Source organism: Propionimicrobium lymphophilum DSM 4903 (assembly GCF_000423485.1).
Classification (GTDB): Bacteria; Actinomycetota; Actinomycetes; order Propionibacteriales; family Propionibacteriaceae; genus Propionimicrobium; species Propionimicrobium lymphophilum.
Genome location: NZ_AUIB01000004.1, coordinates 21,492 through 38,753, shown reverse-complemented (window position 1 = coordinate 38,753; position 17,262 = coordinate 21,492). Strand labels below are relative to the sequence as shown.

Sequence of the window (17,262 nt, the reverse complement as noted above, 5' to 3'; positions counted from 1 at the left end):
GAATGTGGCTAAGATGCATTGGTACGACAGGGGAGCCGTTAAGGCTGAGAGTGCGGAAAGTCCGCAGACCCTCGAACCTGAACTGGGTAATGCCGGCGGAGGTAGTCGAGCTCTGCCACAATTTCGTGGCCCTCTGCGATGAAACGGAGGAAGTCTTGTTTCTAGCAGGAAAATCATTCAAACTTGCCGCCGCTGGGCTGGCGGTGTGTACCGCTTTCGTCATGAGCGGCTGCGGCGCTTCGGAAACCGGCGCCGAGCAGTCCGCTGCGCAGGCCACCAAAGAGGTGACGCTTGTCGCATACGATTCTTTCCCGGCTAAGGACATCCAGCCGGGTTTCGAGGCTGCGACCGGTTACAAGCTGAACGTGATTGAGGGCGGCGACTCCGCCGAACTCACCAACAAGCTGGTGGTTTCCAAGGACAACCCGCTGGGTGACGTGGCCGTTGGTATGGACAACAACACCGCGCTGACCGCGTACGAGAAGGGCGTGTTCGACGATTCCGGCGTCAAGCTGCCCGAGGGCGTAGAAAAGTATTCGCTTGCGGACGCCGACCATCTGGTTCCGTTCGACCGCTCGCAGTACTGCATCAACTACGACGAAAAATGGCTGAAGGACAAGAACATCACTGCGCCTACGTCGCTGGCCGAACTTACTAAGCCCGAATACAAGGACATGTTGATCGTCGAGGACCCGCGCAAGTCGACGCCGGGCATGGGCTTCATGACCGCCACGATCGCGGCTCAGGGCGAAGATTGGACCAGCTACTGGAGTGCGTTGAAGGATAACGGCGTTGAGATCGCCGACGGCTGGACCGAGGCGTTCGCCAAGTTCTCTTCCAACGAGGGCGGCACGAAGCCGATGATGGCCGGATTCGCGTCCAGCTCCGCCTACCCCACAGGCGAGGATGAGGCCGGCAACGAGATCTACAACATGAAGACCCTCGCCGGTAGCTGCTACGATGCCGTCGAATATATGGGCTTGCTGAAGGGTGCCAAGAACGTTGACGGCGCTAAGGCGCTGATCGAGTACCTGGTGACCACCGAGGCTCAGGAGATCATTTCTGAGGCCAACTACATGTACCCGGTCAACCCGGCAGCGAAGCTCCCGGAGGCTCTCGCCAAGTATGGCCCTGAGGTGGAAAACGCGCTGAGCCTTGACGCCAAGAAGGTCGCCGACAACCGCACCGAATGGCTCAAGACTTGGGCAGACACGATGGGCCGATAGCCCTAAGCCGGTCTGAAAGTGAGTAGATAAGTGGAGAAGAAACGTGCGTTTTAATCGCTCGATCGCGGCTTGCGCACGGCCGGACCGTCTACTCAACGCTGGGCGGGTGCTCGTCGTCACCTTGGCGGTGCTCGCCCCGCTCGCATTCTTGGGAATCTTTTTCATGTGGCCCGTGGGACGGATGGTCTCGATGGGTTTCTTGGGAGATTCCGGCGACGGGCTAGGGGAAATCCTTGGCCGCCCACGGTTGTGGGAGGTCACGGCAATGACCGTCGGCATGGCGTTCGGCGGCACCCTCGGCTCGCTGTTTTTGGGGCTGCCGGGCGCATACGTCTTGTATCGGCTGCGGATCCCCGGCCAGAACGGGCTGCGCGCTTTCGTCTCAATCCCGTTCGTGCTGCCGGTGATGGCGGTGGCTGTGGGGTTCACGTCTCTGTTTGGGCCGGGCGCGCCGCTGGAGAGCTGGGGCTTGATGGGCACGAAGACCCTGGTGATCATCGCGATGACGTTCTTCAACTATTCGCTGGTGGTGCGCGTCGTCGGGCCGATGTGGGCTGGCCTGGACCCTCGAGCCGAGCAGGCAGCGGCTGCGCTGGGTGCTGGTCCCGCTAGGGTGTTTCTGACGGTGACGCTGCCCAGGCTGGTGCCGGCGATCTGCTCAGCGGCCAGCTTGATCTTTTTGTTCTGCGCGTCCAGCTACGCGCTGGTTCAGGTGCTCGGCGGGCCCGGCGCGACGACGCTGGAGGCCGAGATATACAACGAAACGGTCGCCTACATGGATTATCGGGCGGCAGCCGTGTTGAGCATCCTGCAGATCGCGATCGTCGTGGTTGCACTGATCATTTCCGAGCGGCTGCGCGGGCGCGTTGAAAGAGGGCAGAAGCTTGTCGCGGGCACAACTCGCGCCCCGAAGCTGATCGATCTGCCGGCAATCCTAGTCACCGCAGCGACGATAGTCTTTCTGCTCGCCACCCCGATGGTGGGGCTGATCGCGAGGTCGCTTCGCCGCTCCGGACGTTGGACGCTGCAAAACTACACCGCCCTGGCGGACCCCCATGCCACTAAAGCCTTGCACACCAGCGTGTTCGCGTCGTTGGGCATCTCGCTGCAGACGGCGATTGTTGCGGCCCTGATCGCGCTGGCCGTCGGCGGTACGCTTTCTGTCGTCCTTTCCAGGCGGCCGAAGAGCCGGATGGGACGGCTCGGCAGCAAGGTATTGGACGCGATCTTCATGCTGCCGCTGGGCGTCTCAGCGGTCACCGTCGGTTTCGGTTTTTTGGTTACGCTCTCTGGGCCGCCTTTCCGGATGGCGACGAGCTGGTGGCTGGTTCCGATCGCGCAGGCGGTGGTGGCGATCCCGATGGTTGCCCGCACGATGTTGCCGACTCTGCGCGCGATAGATCCCCGTCAGCGGGAGGCCGCGCGGGCTCTTGGTGCCAGCCCCGAGCGAGTGTTGACCACGATCGACGGTCCATACCTGCTTCGCTGCGGTCTGGTGTCGGCCGGTTTCGCGCTGGCCATTTCGATGGGCGAGTTCGGCGCCACCTCGTTCTTGGCAAGGCCCCAAACTGCGACCCTGCCAGTGGCGATTTTTGCGCTGGCGTCGCGTCCAAGCCCGACCGAGCAGGGCATGGCGATGGCTGCGTCTGTACTGTTGGCGGTTGTTACCGCGGCGATCATGGTTCTTGTTGAGCGGTTCCGGCCGCCGGGTTCGACGATGATGTGAGGGATGATGAGCGGACTTGATATCAGCCAGGCGGTCGTGAAGTACGGCGAGAAGATCGCGGTCGACCGGGTGAGCATTAGCGTCGCCCCCGGCGAAGTGGTCGCCCTGCTCGGGCCCAGCGGTTCGGGCAAGTCGTCGTTGCTGCGCGCTGTGCTCGGGCTGGAGCCCATCGCGGACGGTGCGATCTCTTGGGACGGGGTCGATCTTTCCCGTGTGCCCACGCACAAGCGCGGTTTTGGTTTGATGTTCCAGGAGGGACAGCTGTTCGGCTATCAGAACGTCGCCGGAAACGTCGCATACGGGCTGCGGGCCGCCGGTGTGGACGCCCAAACCCGCGAGAAACGCGTCGCCGAACTCCTCGACCTGGTTGGCCTTTCGGGCTATGCAGAACGCCAGATCACCCAGCTGTCTGGCGGCGAGGCTCAGCGAGTCGCCTTGGCTAGGTCGCTCGCCCCGAAGCCCAAACTTCTGGGGTTGGACGAGCCGTTATCCGCGCTAGATCGTTCCTTGCGCGAGCGGTTGAGCGGTGATTTGCGCGAGATCCTCACCGCGTCGAAGACCGCTGCCCTTTACGTAACTCACGATCAGGACGAGGCATTCGCGGTGGCGGACCGTATCGCCGTGTTGATCGGCGGACGGCTTTTAGCCCTTGGCACACCAGCTCAAGTTTGGACTAATCCGGGTACTAGACAGGTCGCAGAATTTTTGGGTTACGGGGCATTCCTTAAACCAAGTGACATACGTGATTGGGGTCTGGCGGGTTCACTAGATTATTTTGGTCAGTTAATAGCGTGCGCCCCTGGAGCTTTCCAATTAGCTGATGGTGGGATGAGGGTCAAAGTTTGCGCAGTTAATGTGCGTCGTGGCGATATCAGGATGCAAGTAATGCTGCCTGATGGCCAACTTGTTGATGCGCTAACACCGCTTTCTAGACAGGCGGAAACACTACAAGTCGGTGCGCAAGTGGCATTAAGTTTTGATCTTTCTAAGACCGCCCCAGTGATGCCTTAACGGCTGTAAAACAGACTGAGTTTTAATTTTTACTTGGACCCTAGCTTTTCTGGGTGTTCCCTTAGAAAATGGCCGATATCGCTAATTTCGGTTGACGGTAATTTTTATTTTTCTGTAATTTCTTACCAGCAATCCACAGTTGCTTGCCCATTTATTTTGAATCTTTTTAAGGAGACAAAAGTGAATCCAATGTCTAGGCGTGCTGCACTGGCATCCGCTGTCTCGGTTACAGCCGCCCTAACCCTAGTTGCCCAGTCGGCTCCCACTGCTTTGGCTGTCGAATCCATGCAAAATACTTCAAACACTTTGGCTATGGCTTCAAACGACGCTGTCGAAAATGCCCAAGCAGCTCGCGACCAGCAAAGCGCGAAGGTTGCTCAGCTGGAGCAGAAAGTTGCTCAAGCTGAGCAAAGCTATGAAGAAGCCAAGCAGGCTGAAAAGGATGCGCAGGATGCGTTAGAAGCGAAGAAAAAAAGCTGCTATTGATGCCCAAAAGAATGATCCTAAGTATAAGGAAGCTGCAGAGGCACTTAACGCAGCTACCACTCAGCGCGATGAAGCAGCCAAGAAATTGGCTTCGGCTAAGGCTGATCTGGCAAAAATTAAGGATGAGCTTGGTGCTAACGAGCAGCAGCTTAAAGCAGCCCAGGAAAAGCTAAGCGCTGCTCAAAAAGCTGATGAAGCAGCTAAGGATAGCGTCACCGAAAATACCAAGCTAGCTAATGAAGCTGACGCTAATTTAACTAAGGCTAAAGATGCTGCGGCTAAGGCAGACGTTGCTGCGCTACAACAAAAGGTTACTGACCTTGAAAAAGAGTTAGCGCAGAAGCAGAAAGAAGCTCAGCAAGCTCAAGAAACGGCCGACAAAATTGCGAAAGACTGTGAAGACGCAAATGAAGAGGCTCGAAAGCTTAATGCTGAATTCGAAACCAAAAAGGATAAGGTTTCAGAAGCAAGCAAAAATACCATCCAGGCTACTGAAAAGTATCAGGAGCTCAAGGCCAAGCAGCAGCAACTGAAACCCAAAGTCCAGGAAAAGAATGCTGAGCTGGACAAGGTAAAGCAGGATGTTCAGAATGCTGAAGCTGAGGCAAATCAGCGTAAGCAGGAATATGAAGCTGCAAAGCAGGGTAGTGATGCCGGCAAGACCGAGACTGCAAAAGCAGCTATGGAAGCCGCCAACCAGAAACTTGCCAAAGCTAAAGAGCATGAGGCAACTGTTAATACTGAGCACACCAAGTTTGCCAATGAGGTAATCAGTATCGCTGCGCAGGTAAGGCAAGCAGAACAGGCTTTGGAAGATGCGAAGAAAATTCAGGAAGATCTTACTACTGAAACTGAAGCTGTCCGAGAGCAGCTAGTCGCGGCAGAGCAAAAGCGTGATGAGCTGAAGTCAAAGGTTACATCTGCGAATGCCGCTGCGATAAAGGCAAAACAGGAAGTTTCGCAAAAGAACGGTGAGATTAGCACAGCACGTCAAGAGGTAGCTAAGGCTAACGAACTTGTTAAGGCTGTTGAGGCTGCTGATCAGGCATCTAAAGCTGCTAAAGCCAACCTGGAAAAGGCAAATCAGGTAAAGCAAGAAACTGAAAAGAACTTTACCAACGCCCAGCAGGAATACGATGGTATTGCTGCAAAAGATCCGCAAGCAGCCCAGAAATTGGCTGCTGCCACCGCTAAGGTAGACGGAGCTGAAGCAGATCTGAAAGATGCTGAAGCTATTGTGAAAAATGCTTCAGCCAGGCTCCAGGCGCTGCTGGACGCTCTGCCAGCTTCACCAGAACTGCAGCAAGCTGAAAAAACTCTTGCCGAGAAGACTGAAGCAGCCCAAAAGGCTAAGCAAAACCTCGACACTTTGCAGACGCAGTTGAAAGACGCTCAAGTAAAGCTCGGCGTGTTGGAGGCACAGCTTAACGCTGCCAAGGGTGCACAGAATGCTGGACAACCTGAAGGAAGCAAAAAATCTGAAGGAAACAAAGAAACTGATAAGCAGGATTCTGCTAACCAGACTTCCAAGAAGATGGCAGACAAGAAGCATAAAGCAAAGCGTGGTGTGCCTAGCACCGGAGCAGAGGGCAATGCTAATGCGGCTGCTTTGCTGATTGCTGCTGCTGGCGCCAGCTATGTGGTGGCTCGCAGACGTAAAGACTAAAGTAACTGGTTAAATTAACGCAGCCTAGCGGCATCTAATTTCTTTTGACGATGCCGCTAGGCTGCGTTTTTTAGTTACCGGATAGCTGAAAACGGCCGCTCAGCAGTGGTTCAGGATGAGCGCCATGAATAGCGCCTTTGCGAAAATCAGTTTGGTATAAAAGAGGCAAGTGACCGTAACCATTTTGGGGTTAAAACACAGCGTTAAATTTCTTGATGTGCGGGTAGCCTGGTGGTTTGAAGACTGTTCCAAACGATCAAATCTGGGCTCAGGTTAGGCTGGAAGCTAAGCGAGATGCCGAGGCCGAGCCAGCACTAGCTGGTTTCCTGCACGAGGCCATCTTGCGCCACCCCAGCTTGGAGTCCGCGCTGAGTTCTCTGCTTGCTGGCAAGCTTGCCAATCAAGCGATGACGGCCTCGGCGCTGGAATGTTTGATCGACGATGCCTTGATTGACCCGGATATTCGTGACGCCGTGCTCTGCGATCTGCAGGCGGTAGTCACCCGTGACCCGGCCACTCTCGGCTACACGCAGCCGTTCGCTGCGGACAGAGCCGCCACCAAAAAGATCGCGTTCATGATGTGTGCGGCTGGCACACCGGTCAGCTCCAGGACTCGCACGAACGGCGATTCATTGACCGTGCCGCCACCCTGTGCCCAGGCGACGAAGTGTGTATCGTCCTGGACGAATCGAAGACAGCGCCGGTCGGCTAAATCAAACTTCGATCCGCCCCGAACATGCCCTACACGGTGGCAAATCCTGTGGAATAAATATAGGCTTCCTTGCCAAGAGGGAATCGGGTGAGAACCCCGAACTATCCCGTAACTGTGATGCGATGAGCTAAGTCAGATACCTCTCTAACTGAAGAAGTGCTTTGCGGCCACGAGGATGGCTGTATTTCATTCGCGTTTCGCCGCATAGCCGCAAGCTCATCTTAAAAAACTAGGAGAAAAGGTGAAACGTATCTTAAAGATGCTGGCCGCGGCGATGGCCGTTCTGCTGGCTCTTACCGGATGTGGCACTGGTGCCAAAACCTCCGCTGAAAGTGATGCCGGTCAGAGTGACAAACAGGTAGTCCTCGCTGCTCCCCGTGATCTAACCCCCGGTGAAAAGGACGGCTATTACACCAGCCTGATCATGCAGGTTTGGGAGCCACTCGTGCTCCTTGGCGAGGACGGCCACGCAGCTCCGTCCCTTGCAACCAGCTGGGAAATGTCCCCAGACGGTAAAGAATGGACAATCAAGCTACGTGAGAACGTCAAATTCCACGATGGTGAGCCGTTTAATGCTGACGCTGTGATCGCCAATATCGAGCGCGTTGTGAAGCACAGCCCCAAGAAATCGCCGTTCTACACCATTGACGCCAAGAAGACCTACCCTGGCCTCGACCACACCGAAAAGGTCGACGATAACACCGTCAAGCTGGTCTTCAGCGAGCCTTCGCCCACCGCTATTCAGCGTCTGACGAACTTCGGTAGCCCGATGGTTAGTCCCAAATGCTTGGACGAAAACGGCGATTTCGCCACCGTCGTTCAGGGGACCGGCCCCTTCAAGATCACCGAGCACCAGCAGGATCAATACACGATTCTCAAGGCCAATGAAGACTACTGGGGTGAAAAGGCCAAGACGAAGTCCGTCAAAGTTCTTTCCATGCCTAGCTCCGATACCCGCGCTGCCGCGCTGAGGTCCGGCGAGATCCAGGGCGTTCTTGACATCGGCGCTATCTGGCCCTCGCAGGCTAAGGAACTCGTCGATTCCGGCAAGTTCGAGGCTTCGTACAAGCCGTCGACCATCACCCACTTCATGCAGGTGAACCAGTCGAAGGAATACCTCAACGATCCCCGTCTGGTTAAGGCAATGTCTTTGGCTATCGACCGTCAGATGATTGTCGACGAGTTCTACCACGGCTTCGCGGTGGCAACCTCCAACCCGCTGAATGCTAGCGAGCTGGGCTACAAGCAGGACAAGCCGAAGTACGATCCTGAAGAAGCTAAGAAGCTGGCAGCTGAGGTTCTCGGCGACAACCGAATCTCACTCGAACTGTTGGTGCCGCAGTACGGCATCGACCGCTACCCCTACAAGGAACAGGCCGAATACGTTCAGTCCGTGCTGAAGGAGCTTGGCATCGACGTCGAGATCACCATTCTCGAGGGCTCCGAGCAGATGAAGCGCCGCAAGGAAGGCAACTTCGATCTTTCGTTCCACACCCAGGGCATGCCTGACGGCGAGCCGATTACCATGCTCAAGGTCTTCATGGGTCCTGATAATGGCGGCCGCTACGACAATCCGGAGGCCACCGAGCTGCTGAGCAAGGCGGCTGCGGAGCTGGATGAGAATAAGAGGATCGAAATCTACAAGGAACTGCAGGAGCTCGCTATTGAGACCCTGCCGACCATCCCGCTGTACCATGACAGTTACCTGGTTGTGCACAGCAAGGATCTTAAGGGCTATGAGGCTACGTCTTACGGCGTTACGCTCTCGAAGATGTACCTCGCTTAATGTCCAAGATTCTTCGAATCGCTGGCCGCTATGCGGTGACCGGACTGCTCACGCTTTTCGGTATCACACTGCTTAGCTTTCTCCTGGGGCATATTGCCCCAGGAGATCCGGCCTACGCGATCTTGGCTTCGGACGGAGTGGACGCACCAAGCGACGAACAGCTCGCTATGGTTCGTCGCGAGCTTGGTCTGGACCGTTCGTTCTTCGAGCAGTACATCCTTTGGGTTGGTCAACTGTTGCGGGGGAATATTGGTGTCTCGTTCATGACGAGCCGCTCTATTGAGCACGATCTACTTCTCAGGATTCCCGTGACGCTGCAGCTTTCGCTGCTGGCCATGGCCATTCTGGTGTTGATCTCCCTGCCGCTGGGTTATTTGCTCGCGCTCCACAAGGACAGCTTGCTAGACCGAATTTTTCTGGGCATCACAAGCCTGTTTTCGGCTATTCCTGGCTTCCTGGTGGCGATCATCCTGATGCTCATTTTTGCCGAGGGGCTCAGGCTGTTGCCGACTAGCGGTTTCTCGGGTTTTTCATCTTTAATCCTCCCCGCCGTCTCCATATCGCTCAGTTCGACGATGATGATCACCAGGGTTTTTCGCTCTGATCTGCTGTCGGTGTTGGGTGAGGAATATTTCGAGATGGCCAGGTCGAAGGGTTTTTCATACAAGTTTTCGATGGCTAAGCACGCCATCCCCAACGCCTTCGCGAGCATCGTTAGCTTGTGGGGTAACTATTTCGTTGGGATTTTGGGCGGCTCCACCATAGCGGAATCTATTTTCGCTCTTCCAGGGTTAGGGCAGTGGGTGCTCAAGTCCATTAATTCTCATGATTATCCAGCGGTTCAGGCCTACGTCTTGGTGATGGGCATAATCTGCCTGATCGTGTTCCTGCTAGCCGATATTCTGCAGATGACCGTTCAGCCCCAGCTGAGGAGGCTGAATTGAGAGGCAACAGGAAACTAATTTTCTCCATTGCGGTCTTGGTTTTGTTGGCCGTGATGAGTATCGCGGCTCCACTGATCGCTCCTTTGGATCCGGTCGAGACGCAGATGTCGCTGCGCAATGAACTGCCTAGTGCTGCCCATTGGCTGGGCACGGACAGTCTGGGAAGAGACGTCGCCTCCCGAGTAATTTATGGCGGCAGGGGTGCCTTGAGCATCAGCTTCGCAGCCACCTTGATCAGCATGGTCGTCGGCGTCTTCTTCGGTTCAGTGGCGGGCTGGTTCGGTAAGTGGGCTGATGCTGGCGTCCAGGTGCTCATGAGTATTTTCCAGGGGTTGCCTGGTCTGAGCATCGCGATCGCGATCGTCGGTGTTTTGGGTGCCAGCAATTTATCGATCTTCATCGCCATGGTGTTAACCGGGTGGTCGGGCGTTTCTCGACTCGTCCGTTCTCAGGTCAGAAGCTACAAGGACAGGCAGTTCGTCGACGCGGCTCGACTCTATTTGCCCGGCTCCTTCTATCTGGTCAGCAGGCACGTGCTGCCTCTGGCATTTCCGACTCTGGTTGTGCTCGCAATGAACCGGATGGGAAGAATGATTTTGACCATCAGTTCCTTGAGCTTCATCGGAGTCGGGTTGCAGCCGCCCACTCCGGATTGGGGCGTTATGGTGCAGGACGCCAGGCAGTATTTCGGGGTGCAGCCTTATGCCTTGATCGCCCCGGCATTGATGATGCTGTTGGCTGCATTTTTCGCGATTCGTCTCGGCGAAATCTTGCGGGATCGCTGGGATGTCTACCAGAACGATGAAATGCAGGTGGGCCGATGAGCGCGCTGCTAGAAATATCTAATCTGAACGTCACTTTTAAAACCCGCACCGGCAAGGGCTATGCAGTCACAGACGTCAACGCGAGTGTTGAACGTAACAAAGTGACCGCTATCGTCGGCGAATCGGGAAGTGGCAAATCCGTGCTCGGTTCTGCGATTGTGGGTCTGTTGCCTGTGAATGCTAAGGCCGAGGGAAGTATCGTCTTCGATGGGCGGGAGCTAATCGGGCTTTCCGATACGCAATACGATTCCGTGCGCGGCGAGCAAATCGGGTGGGTCGCCCAAAACGCGATTTCAGCCCTGAACCCCAGTTTCAAGATCAAAGAACTCGTATCCGAAGCGCCCTTCCACAAGCGCAGAATCAAGTGGAAACAGAAGCGGGCATTCGCGAACGAGCAATTGCGCAAAGCCAACCTTTGCGAGGCGGTGGCAGAAAACTACTCCTTCGAGTTGAGCGGCGGAATGGCTCAGCGCGCTCTAATCGCCACTGGCATCGGTCTGGACCCGTCATTCCTGATTCTTGACGAGCCCACCAAGGGCCTAGATCCGGTGAACACAGAAAGCATCAAGGACCTGATCCTCGCACTGGCTAGGTCCGGTAAGACCCTGCTGGTCATCACCCACGACGTCAAACTTGCTAAAGAAATAGCCGACCAGGTGTGGGTTTTCTACGGTTCAAAGATCGTGGAGATGGCCGATGCGGATAGCTTCTTCGACGCACCCGCCCACCCCTATTCGCAAGGGCTGTTAGACGCTCTACCGAGCCGAGGATTGAAAGCCATCGCGGGTGAGTCTCCGAGCTTCTATACACGCCCGTCGGGCTGCCCATTCGAACCCCGCTGCCCACATGCAAGGCCGGAGTGTGTCAATTGGAGCGAATTTGTGAATTTAGACGATCGGCAGGTGCTATGTCTGAAGTATTGCTGAGCTATGAGGGAGTCACGAAGTCCTATCCGTCTCTATTGACATCTAAACCAAGGGTCGTTTTCACCGATCTAGACCTAGAGATACACAAGGGCGAAATCCTGGGGCTCTACGGGCCGAGCGGCTGCGGCAAATCCACCCTGTTCAGGATGTTTTTTCAGCTAACGGACTGGTCGCAGGGCAAAATAAAATATCTGGGTCAGGACATCAAAAGCTTGAGCCCGCGAGCAAGACGTGAAATGCACCGGGATGTCCAGATGGTCTTTCAAGATCCCAGAAATGCGTTCAACCCCAGGTGGCTGATTGAGCGGAGCATGTACGAGCCGCTGCATCTGTTCAATATTTACGAGGACAGGAAAGAACTCATTGAGCAGAAGCTCGTCGAGGTTGGGCTTGAGTCAGCTCTGCTCGAACGCTATCCGCACCAGCTCAGCGGCGGCCAGTTGCAGCGGCTAGCCCTGGCAAGGTGCCTCCTGATGGAACCATCGTGCCTTCTGCTGGACGAGGCCAGTTCCATGTTGGATCTTTCGGTGCAGGCACAGATCATGGGCCTGGTTAGGCGACTCAATGAAGAGCACGGGCTTACCGTAATGCTTATTTCGCACGACCTCGATCTGATCAAGGCAATGTGTGGACGCTACTACCGTTTCGAAGACGGTCTGCTTTCCCTGGTTGAGCCGAAGCAGCGAAAGCTAGAGAAATCTTTTTAGCCGGGGAAACAGCGTAAGCATCAGCAGGTTCATCAGCTTCTTATTGTCAGTGCTGTCCGTGTAGACGTTCACGTCCCCGGTGCCCCGGGTGACGATGGTCCGCCCGTCGAACGGGCCGCCAACTTGCACCCGTACTCGCGCCTTTACCGATTTTGCGATGGTTTCGTCGACGAGAAGCGCAACGGGAAGCAGGTCGTGCACCCGGCAGCCGAGCACCTGGTTCGCGGTCCAGTCGCGGTTGATGTAGTCGCGGGTGATGTCGTGCAACAGCGTGCCGATCTCGTTGCCCTCGCGGCCAACCTGGAAGCACAGCTCGCGCAATTCGGGCGTGAAAGTCGTACACGCGGTTGCGTCCAGCCCACACATCGAAAACGATGTCCAAGCGGCGTCAAAAACCTTTTCCGCTGCGGCAGGATCCTGCCAGATGTTGAATTCGGCCTCGTTACCGGAGTTTCCGCCACGTTCCGCACCGCCCATGATGCTGATTCCGGCAGCAAGCCTCGGCAGCTCGGGCTCCACTTCGAGCGCGGCCGCGATATTCGTCAGCGGGCCCAGCGTGACCAGGCGGATCTCGCCGGGATTGGCCCTCAAGGTTTCTACGATGAAACCTATCGCGTCATTTCCGACCGGGAAATTGGCGGGCAGATGAACCCCGCCCAGGCCGCCGATGCCGTGGACGGATTCGGCGTTCCCGCGCCTGTGGGATTGCAGCCCCATATGCAGGGTCGGAATAGTGAAATCGTAGTAGCGCTTTGCCAGGGCCAGCAGACCGGATGCGTTTCGGGTCACGTCGTCTAGGAAAGCGTTTCCACCAACCGTCGTGACCCCTATCACTTCTAGATTTGGGTTAGCCAGGGCGAAGAGCAACGCGAAGGCGTCATCAACTCCTGGGTCAGTGTCGACGAGGATCTTCATGAAAACAGTCTGGCACATCTGGCCTGCTCGCAAATGCGTCTTGACAAGTAACTTTGTGCCTGTGCGCCTGCTGAGAGTTACTTCATTCCGTTGGCGGGTAGCCTAGTAATGTGAAGACTGTTCCAAACGATCAAATCTGGGCTCAGGTTAGGCTGGAAGCTAAGCGAGATGCCGAGGCCGAGCCAGCACTAGCTGGTTTCCTGAACGAGGCTATCTTGCGCCACCCCAGCTTGGAGTCCGCGCTGAGTTCTCTGCTTGCTGGCAAGCTTGCCAATCACGCCATGACGGCCTCGGCGCTGGAATGTTTGATCGACGATGCCTTGATCGACCCGGATATTCGCGACGCCGTGCTCTGCGATCTGCAAGCCGTGGCAGACCGCGACCCGGCCACTCTCGGCTACACGCAGCCGCTCCTGTATTTCAAGGGTTTCCAGTCCATTCAGAGTTACCGAATCGCCCATCACTATTGGGAGCTTGGCCACAAGCCGCTGGCGTTGTTCCTGCAGTCGCGCATCAGCGAGGTTTTCGCCGTCGACATCCACCCCGGGGCAAAAATCGGGCGCGGCATCATGTTCGACCACGCCACCAGCGTCGTCATCGGCGAGACCGCGGTCGTCGGCGACAACTTCTCGATGCTGCACGAGGTGACTCTCGGCGGCACCGGCAAGGAGGACGGCGACCGTCACCCGAGGATCGGCAAGGGCGTGATGATCGGCGCCGGCGCAAAGGTGCTGGGCAATATAACCGTGGGCGACTGCGCGAAGATCGGTGCTGGTTCCGTCGTGCTGCGCGACGTCGAGGCTCACACCACGGTGACGGGCGTGCCCGCTAAGGTGATCGACGCACCTGCCGAGGAATTCCCGTCGCTGACGATGAACCAGATGCTGCTGTAAAAACTCAAGAAAAAGGTAGCGTCCCCCAAAAATTTCAGGGGACGCTACCTTTCATCTATATGGGTTTTCGACTATGCCTTTTGGCTCTTCTCTTGCTGAACGGACTGCCCCAGCAGGTCTCCGCGCGGTATGCCCGAATGACGGTTCCTGACAAGCAGGTACGAAAGGCACAGCAGGATGATGTACGGGATGCCGGCCGTCCAAACCGGTGGCAGCAGCCAGCGCAGTGCGATGAAAATTGCGATGGAGACTGCGATGATCAGGTAGTTTACGACGGGCGCGCCAAGCAGATGCGCCTTCGGAATGCCGAGGCCCGCCTGCTTGCGGTCCCTGCGGAACTTCAGGTGCGTAATCATCACCATGATCCACGTCACAAGAATGCCAACGGTCGCACAGCCATACAGGTACATGAACGCCTTGTCGGGGCTTGTCAGTGCCAGGATGGAGGCGATCGCCATGCCCGCAGCCGCGATAAGGACGGCTCCGCGGGGAGCGCCATGGGTGGAGGTTCGCGCGGTGAAGCGGGGAGCCATGCGCTGCTCGCCGAGTGAGTGAATCATGCGGCTCGACGCATACAGGCAGCCGTTCGCAGCCGAAAGCGCGGCCACCAAAAGAATCGCGTTCATGATGTGCGCGGCGGCGGGCACACCCGTCATCTCCAGGACTCGCACAAACGGCGATTCATTGACGGTGCCGCCACCCTGCGCGGTTTCTGTCCACGGTTGCAGCGCGAGCACAACCAGGATTGCAAGCACGTAGAAGATCAGCAGACGCCAAATCATGGTGTGGGCCGCGCGGGGCACGTCACGCTCGGGATGCTCGGACTCGGCCGCACCGATCGAAACATTCTCTATACCGCCGAAGGAGAACACGGCCATGCAGGCGGCCGCGAGCACACCGCCGAAACCGGTGGCGAAGAAGCCCCCGTCTGTAGTCAGGTTACCGAATCCGGTGGCGTGATCGGCGGAGGAACCGAAGAAGATTAGATAAAGACCGAGAAGGATGAACACGACGATCGCGGTAACCTTAATCATCGAGAACCAGTATTCGCTCGTTCCGTAGAGGCGCACAGTGGCCATGTTCAGGCCAATCACGAAAAGCGAACAGAGGATTGTGCCGATGCCCAGGTGCAGGTTGGGGAACCAGAAGTGCAGGTACGTCGCCGACGCCGTCACCTCGGCCCCGACTGCGATCAGCATTTCAATCGCGAAATTCCAGTGCGTGAGATAACCGCCGAAGGGCCCAAGATAGCTGCCAGCAACTCGTCCAACGCCACCCGGGACGGGGTGAACCGTCACCATCTCCGCTAGCGCCCAGACGATCGACAGTGCGCAGAGGCCAGCCAGAACGTAGCTGATGACGGTGGCCGGGCCGCCCAGCGCGATAACCGAGCCGGACCCCAAGAAAAGACCGGTGCCGAGCGCGCCCGAAAGGCCAATCATGGCCACTTGGCCGCTGGTCAACCGACGCTCGAGCGTGGTGTGTTCTTTTTTACTCATGTGCCCTCCAAAATCCTGACCTAGCATATTTTGCCGCCCGACGACGCTGCCGCCAAAGCTGTCCCAATTGGTGACCAAAATCCCACTCAAAACTGATCTTCCGACCGCGGTCAAACCAGAAACCTGAGGAGCCGGAAGATGTTAATTCCTGTCGCGAACTGGTTGAATAGGACAAAAGTCTTAAGAGCAGGTGAAAGCATGGCAGAGGTTCGCAAACACAAATCGGGTAACACGGCTCTGGAACAGTTCGTGATGCAGGCGTTCGACGCGGCACCGAAAAAAGTGGAACCCAGCAAACGGGTTGAGCGCGACTACGATGAGCCCGTGCAGCTCGTGGAAGAGAAGCCCACCCAGGCGGCAATGTTCGAGACTTCGTCGGACTGGCTCACCTTCAACCCGACCCAGGCAACCGAAAGGTAAAGACATGCAGATCCCCAAGGAACTTTTACCTGTCGACGGACGCTTCGGCTCCGGCCCGGCACGCATACACCCGGATGTGCTCGCCAAGCTCGGCACCCGCAACGACATCATGGGCACGTCTCACCGCGCGAAGCCGGTTCGGGATCTCGTCGCCCACGTGCAGGAAATGTTCACCGAACTATTTGACGCACCGAACGGCTATCAGGTCGTTTTGGGCAACGGTGGTGCCACGACGTTCTGGGACGTTGCGGTCTTTTCCCTGATCATTCAGCGCTCCGCGCACGGCGTCTTCGGCGAGTTCGGCGCCAAGTTCGCCAAGGAGGCCGCTGGCGCCCCCTTCCTCGAAGAGCCATCCATCAACAAGGCAGAGAACGGTGAGCTCGCGCTGCCTAGGCGTGACGATGTTGACGTCGTCGCCTGGGCCCAGAACGAGACCTCCACTGGTGTCGCCGCTCCGGTTCAGCGGATCGGCGGTTTCGAGGACGTCCTTTACCTGACCGACGCGACCAGCGCTGCCGGTGGCATCCCCGTCGACGTTTCTCAGACCGACGTCTACTATTTCAGCCCGCAGAAGAACCTGGGCGGTGACGGCGGCCTGTGGTTCGCGATCTGTTCGCCGGCGGCCATCGAGCGCGCCCGGAAGGTGCAGGAGACCCGCGAATGGGTGCCGGCCAGCCTAGACATGGTCAAGGCCATCAACAATTCCGAAAAGCACCAGACGCTGAACACCCCGTCCATCGCTAACCTTCTGCTAATTGAGGGACAGTTGGAGTGGATGCTGGAGAATGGCGGGTTGAAGTTCGCCACAGACCGCACTGCCAAGTCCAGCCAGCTGCTCTACGACTGGGCGGAGAAGCATGAGCTGGTCACACCGTTTGTTTCCGACCCGTTGATCCGTTCACAGGTGACCGTCACCCTAGATTTGGACGAGCGCATCAAGGCCGATGATCTGCTGGCCATCATGCGCGACAACGGCATCGTAGACATCAACTCTTACCGTTCGCTTGGCCGCAACCAGATCCGAGTCGGCACGTTCGCCGCGGTGGACCCGTCCGATGTCGAAGCTCTAATCAACTGCCTCGACTGGGTGTTAGAGCGGATGTAACTCCAGCTTGACGAATAACGGGAACCAAAAGGCTCGACTACGAACTTTTTGGTTCCCGCTATTTTTGTCTGATTGACGCGGAAGAAAAGGCTCGTCTACGGACCTTTTCTTTCTTGCTGTTTTCTGGTGACGTTTTTTGGCTGGTTGGGACGGCGATCGTCGGTTTCTGGTCTAGGTTGGGTTGTCGAGCGAGTCGCCGTGTCTTCGCGACGTATGCTTCGCATGCGTATGGCTTTCGCCACGCCTCCAATGCTCGCCAACCCAGCTCCACCAGCCTTGCTTATTAAGTGGTCGCGACATTATTGCGGCAGATTTGGCTCGTAGACGAGCCTTTTTTGACGCAATAATTCGGATGACCACCTAAAGGCATGAGGTTGTGGGAGTTCGGGTCTTTGAAGAAACATCAAGGCGTGGCG

15 protein-coding genes, 1 pseudogene and 2 riboswitches are annotated in these 17,262 nt (G+C 56.8%); of the genes and pseudogenes, 14 read left to right on the top strand and 2 right to left on the bottom strand.

What is annotated here, in order from left to right:
* Window positions 1-18 precede the first annotated feature (18 nt).
* Window positions 19-121, top strand: a riboswitch (TPP riboswitch).
* The 11 genes and pseudogenes from G556_RS0102815 (at window position 90) to G556_RS0102760 (ending at window position 12,014) form a co-directional block, all read left to right on the top strand.
* Window positions 90-1,226 (top strand): thiamine ABC transporter substrate-binding protein, encoded by a 1,137-nt coding sequence (locus G556_RS0102815; protein WP_155941723.1) that lies wholly within the window; start codon window positions 90-92, stop codon window positions 1,224-1,226. It overlaps the preceding riboswitch by 32 nt.
* A gap of 43 nt (window positions 1,227-1,269) precedes the next feature.
* Window positions 1,270-2,952 (top strand): ABC transporter permease, encoded by a 1,683-nt coding sequence (locus G556_RS0102810; RefSeq protein WP_028821681.1) that lies wholly within the window; start codon window positions 1,270-1,272, stop codon window positions 2,950-2,952.
* A gap of 6 nt (window positions 2,953-2,958) precedes the next feature.
* Window positions 2,959-3,963, top strand: coding sequence for an ABC transporter ATP-binding protein (locus G556_RS0102805; RefSeq protein ID WP_028821680.1), 1,005 nt, complete (start codon window positions 2,959-2,961; stop codon window positions 3,961-3,963).
* Window positions 3,964-3,996: 33 nt separating this feature from the next.
* Window positions 3,997-4,449: a hypothetical protein gene (locus G556_RS11500; protein ID WP_162139743.1), complete on the top strand. Its 453-nt coding sequence runs from the start codon at window positions 3,997-3,999 to the stop codon at window positions 4,447-4,449.
* Between the two features lie 85 nt (window positions 4,450-4,534).
* Window positions 4,535-6,115: a coiled-coil domain-containing protein gene (locus G556_RS0102790; protein WP_028821678.1), complete on the top strand. Its 1,581-nt coding sequence runs from the start codon at window positions 4,535-4,537 to the stop codon at window positions 6,113-6,115.
* A 236-nt stretch (window positions 6,116-6,351) separates the two neighbouring features.
* Window positions 6,352-6,594 (top strand): annotated as a pseudogene (locus G556_RS10015) (serine acetyltransferase domain-containing protein); the annotation flags it as partial.
* A 269-nt stretch (window positions 6,595-6,863) separates the two neighbouring features.
* Window positions 6,864-6,989: riboswitch (cobalamin riboswitch) on the top strand.
* A gap of 79 nt (window positions 6,990-7,068) precedes the next feature.
* A complete protein-coding gene (locus tag G556_RS0102780; protein ID WP_028821676.1) occupies window positions 7,069-8,613 on the top strand; it encodes an ABC transporter substrate-binding protein in 1,545 nt (514 codons plus the stop codon).
* On the top strand, window positions 8,613-9,557 hold the full coding sequence (locus G556_RS0102775; RefSeq protein ID WP_051176597.1) for an ABC transporter permease: 945 nt from the start codon (window positions 8,613-8,615) through the stop codon (window positions 9,555-9,557). Before G556_RS0102780 ends, G556_RS0102775 begins: the two co-directional genes overlap by 1 nt.
* Window positions 9,554-10,381 (top strand): ABC transporter permease, encoded by an 828-nt coding sequence (locus G556_RS0102770; RefSeq protein ID WP_028821674.1) that lies wholly within the window; start codon window positions 9,554-9,556, stop codon window positions 10,379-10,381. Before G556_RS0102775 ends, G556_RS0102770 begins: the two co-directional genes overlap by 4 nt.
* Window positions 10,378-11,307, top strand: coding sequence for an ABC transporter ATP-binding protein (locus G556_RS10010; RefSeq protein ID WP_051176595.1), 930 nt, complete (start codon window positions 10,378-10,380; stop codon window positions 11,305-11,307). The genes G556_RS0102770 and G556_RS10010 overlap by 4 nt, the downstream gene beginning before the upstream one ends.
* On the top strand, window positions 11,289-12,014 hold the full coding sequence (locus tag G556_RS0102760) for an ABC transporter ATP-binding protein (protein ID WP_028821673.1): 726 nt from the start codon (window positions 11,289-11,291) through the stop codon (window positions 12,012-12,014). Before G556_RS10010 ends, G556_RS0102760 begins: the two co-directional genes overlap by 19 nt.
* On the opposite strand, the gene G556_RS10960 is transcribed toward G556_RS0102760, so the two are convergent.
* Complete coding sequence (locus G556_RS10960; protein ID WP_051176594.1) at window positions 11,997-12,947, bottom strand: nucleoside hydrolase; 951 nt, start codon at window positions 12,945-12,947, stop codon at window positions 11,997-11,999. The genes G556_RS0102760 and G556_RS10960 overlap by 18 nt on opposite strands.
* 92 nt (window positions 12,948-13,039) lie before the next feature.
* On the opposite strand from G556_RS10960, the gene cysE reads away from it, so the two are divergent.
* Entirely contained in the window at window positions 13,040-13,822 is a 783-nt protein-coding gene (gene cysE / locus G556_RS0102745) for a serine O-acetyltransferase (protein ID WP_028821671.1), read from the top strand.
* Between the two features lie 71 nt (window positions 13,823-13,893).
* Here the strand turns inward: cysE and G556_RS0102740 are convergent, their stop codons facing one another.
* Window positions 13,894-15,321, bottom strand: a complete 1,428-nt coding sequence (locus G556_RS0102740) for an amino acid permease (RefSeq protein WP_036915762.1) — start codon at window positions 15,319-15,321, stop codon at window positions 13,894-13,896.
* 198 nt (window positions 15,322-15,519) lie between these two features.
* On the opposite strand from G556_RS0102740, the gene G556_RS0102735 reads away from it, so the two are divergent.
* Together G556_RS0102735 and serC are read left to right on the top strand one after the other, a co-directional pair.
* The gene (locus G556_RS0102735; protein WP_028821669.1) at window positions 15,520-15,741 is read left to right on the top strand and encodes a hypothetical protein; all 222 of its coding nucleotides are present in this window, start codon (window positions 15,520-15,522) and stop codon (window positions 15,739-15,741) included.
* Window positions 15,742-15,745: 4 nt separating this feature from the next.
* Window positions 15,746-16,846: a phosphoserine transaminase gene (gene serC / locus G556_RS0102730; protein WP_028821668.1), complete on the top strand. Its 1,101-nt coding sequence runs from the start codon at window positions 15,746-15,748 to the stop codon at window positions 16,844-16,846.
* Window positions 16,847-17,262: the final 416 nt, after the last annotated feature.

What these genes read in the sequence shown, in the direction of transcription:
- G556_RS0102815 (WP_155941723.1), top strand. Translation starts at nt 90, where the DNA reads ATGCCGGCGGAGGTAGTCGAGCTCTGCCACAATTTCGTGGCCCTCTGC.
- G556_RS0102805 (WP_028821680.1), top strand. Translation starts at nt 2,959, where the DNA reads ATGAGCGGACTTGATATCAGCCAGGCGGTCGTGAAGTACGGCGAGAAG.
- G556_RS0102775 (WP_051176597.1), top strand. Translation starts at nt 8,613, where the DNA reads ATGTCCAAGATTCTTCGAATCGCTGGCCGCTATGCGGTGACCGGACTG.
- G556_RS10010 (WP_051176595.1), top strand. Translation starts at nt 10,378, where the DNA reads ATGAGCGCGCTGCTAGAAATATCTAATCTGAACGTCACTTTTAAAACC.
- G556_RS0102760 (WP_028821673.1), top strand. Translation starts at nt 11,289, where the DNA reads ATGTCTGAAGTATTGCTGAGCTATGAGGGAGTCACGAAGTCCTATCCG.
- G556_RS10960 (WP_051176594.1), bottom strand. Translation starts at nt 12,947, where the DNA reads ATGTGCCAGACTGTTTTCATGAAGATCCTCGTCGACACTGACCCAGGA.
- G556_RS0102740 (WP_036915762.1), bottom strand. Translation starts at nt 15,321, where the DNA reads ATGAGTAAAAAAGAACACACCACGCTCGAGCGTCGGTTGACCAGCGGC.
- G556_RS0102735 (WP_028821669.1), top strand. Translation starts at nt 15,520, where the DNA reads ATGGCAGAGGTTCGCAAACACAAATCGGGTAACACGGCTCTGGAACAG.
- serC (WP_028821668.1), top strand. Translation starts at nt 15,746, where the DNA reads ATGCAGATCCCCAAGGAACTTTTACCTGTCGACGGACGCTTCGGCTCC.